Below are 2056 nucleotides of genomic sequence, written 5' to 3' on the forward strand. Positions count from 1 at the left end.
GCCGGCAGTGTGCTTGCGGGAGCGGGTAGTTTTATTGGGGCGTACTACAGCTATTTAGACGCGGAAGCTGCGGACAGGCAGCAAGAGCTTGCTGCCGACATACTTTTGAGTACTAAAGCGTTCGTGACGGCGTCTGCGGGCGGAGCGCAGTTCCTGACCGCACTCGCCTACTCATCTCCGATCATCGAGCGCAGTCTGGGGCGCAATTCATTGACTTTGGGTCTCAGAGGGATGAAAGCAGGGCTTGAAGCGGCAGCGGCGACAGAAGGGGGGGCTGTAGTTGCGTCGCAGGCAATGAAACGACTTGGTGTGTGGATTCTGCGATTGGGTGGCTGGCAAGTTGCATTGGCTCTTCTTGTCATTGAAGTCTTGATATGGGTTATCAGTCCGGACGATCTGGAAAAGTGGTGTATGAACAATGCATTCGGAACAAATGCGGGCCATGGAAAAGGTGAGCGAACATTTGGTGGCGAGCCCTATTCAACACCGCGAGAACAAAAGCAGGCGTTTGACAAGGCTATCGGCTCGGTTACGTTGAGGGTGCGATGAAAACTGAGGTCGATGTGTCGTCAGAGAAGAACTCGCTTGATATCGAAATCGGAATCATCTCCGATCTGCGCGTCAAGCACGTTTTGGAAAATGTATTCTGGCGAGAGAGTGATCCATCAGGTATCGCGGCTACTGGCGCCATTGCCGCCGCACTGGGGCTGAGCGGCCCTGCAGCTGGGATGGCGATGATGTCTGCTGAAGAGATGGCTGAGCCGGTTGCCAGGGTCGAGTTCCGACTTGGCGAAACTAAAGTGGAAGGGTTGCTTTGGAACTGGCCATTCGGTGAAGGGGACCGAGTAAAGGTCGTTGGAAAGAGGGGCGAAGATGGGAAATTCTTTGCTCTGTCAGTTCTGGACGAGAATAAGCGGCTGATTGTGTCATACCCCCATGTCAGCTCTGGAAGTTGGGCGCATTGGATTGGTGTCATGAAGTACACGCTGATGTTCTCACTGCCAAGTGCTGCGCTATACGTTCTGGTTGCCGGCTTTGGTTCGATTAATGAAGCTCCCTGGGACTGGTATTCTCTGAAAAGATTTTTTTACATATTTCTTAGTTGCGTTTCTGTCTCGTGCTTCATTGGGGTTAGGATTGGTTCTCGCTTCACGCGTTATGCAAGGATGGCTGATGCAATCTTCAAATCTCTTGGTTGGGTCAATGGTAAATATATAAATCTAAGGCGTATCACGAAGTTGAATAAGAGTGTGGATGACCATCCTGCTTTGGGTGATACGTACTTCAGGTACTGACTTGAACTGAGTTGTGGTAACCAGGAGTGGTTGTCCGTTATGGCTGCCAAAAGCCGTCAGTATGAGCTTTCAGTTTGCCTGCTCCGCAAGTTGGTGGCGGCGCAGAAAGAGGCAGCGCCCTCCACCGCCAGTGCCCGCATCCTTCGCGATAGTGGCGTTGATCGCTTCGTCACTACCGCAAGTGCTTACCTTCTGAATCGATTCCCGGTGAAGGGCATCCAGGACACTGTCGGCAATGCCATGGTCCGCGTTGTGCTCCTGACGCGGGCATTGATGGAGCGCGACGAGGCGATCAGCCTGGTGGCCGAAGAGCTGAGCAGCGGCCAGCAGGGCAAGCGCTATTTCCTGGAGCGCATCCAGTTCTATCGCAAGAAGGGAAGTGCACTGCCGATGCAGTTCGCGCTTCGCGATCTGGAGCTGCACCACGGCGCGCTGGCGATGCGCAAGCGTTGGCAGGCAGCGGCGGAAAGCAGTCGTAATGTCGTCGGTCTGAACTCCCTCACGGGCGTGTTGGAGATGGTGAACTTCATCCATCTGGCAACAAAGGTCGATAAGGACACGCGCGACTATGCGACGTTATTGGCGTCCGGCATGTCGCTTTTGGCTGTGTATACCAGTGTGCATGAAACGGTAGCCAAGGAGTTCTTTGGGGAGGGCAGTGTCAGTGCCATTCGGATGAAGGTTGCCGGCAGTGTGCTTGCGGGAGCGGGTAGTTTTATTGGGGCGTACTACAGCTATTTAGACGCGGAAGCTGCGGACAG

At 54.1% G+C, this 2056-nt stretch carries 1 protein-coding gene and 2 pseudogenes; all 3 read left to right on the forward strand.

Features of this window, described 5'->3' with window-relative positions; translation table 11 throughout:
* A pseudogene (locus tag O0J73_RS22260) lies at positions 1 to 549 on the forward strand (hypothetical protein); the annotation flags it as partial.
* A complete protein-coding gene (locus O0J73_RS22265; protein WP_308309665.1) occupies positions 546 to 1295 on the forward strand; it encodes a putative type VI secretion system effector in 750 nt (249 codons plus the stop codon). The pseudogene O0J73_RS22260 and the gene O0J73_RS22265, both read left to right, overlap by 4 nt.
* A gap of 39 nt (positions 1296 to 1334) precedes the next feature.
* Positions 1335 to 2056 (forward strand): annotated as a pseudogene (locus tag O0J73_RS22270) (hypothetical protein); the annotation flags it as partial.

The sequence above is a fragment of the Stenotrophomonas sp. Sm6012 genome (genome assembly GCF_030985895.1).
In the GTDB taxonomy this organism is placed as follows: Bacteria; Pseudomonadota; Gammaproteobacteria; order Xanthomonadales; family Xanthomonadaceae; genus Stenotrophomonas; species Stenotrophomonas forensis.

Bases quoted from the DNA above. Each gene is read 5' to 3' on its own strand.
- O0J73_RS22265 (WP_308309665.1), top strand. From the start codon at position 546: ATGAAAACTGAGGTCGATGTGTCGTCAGAGAAGAACTCGCTTGATATC.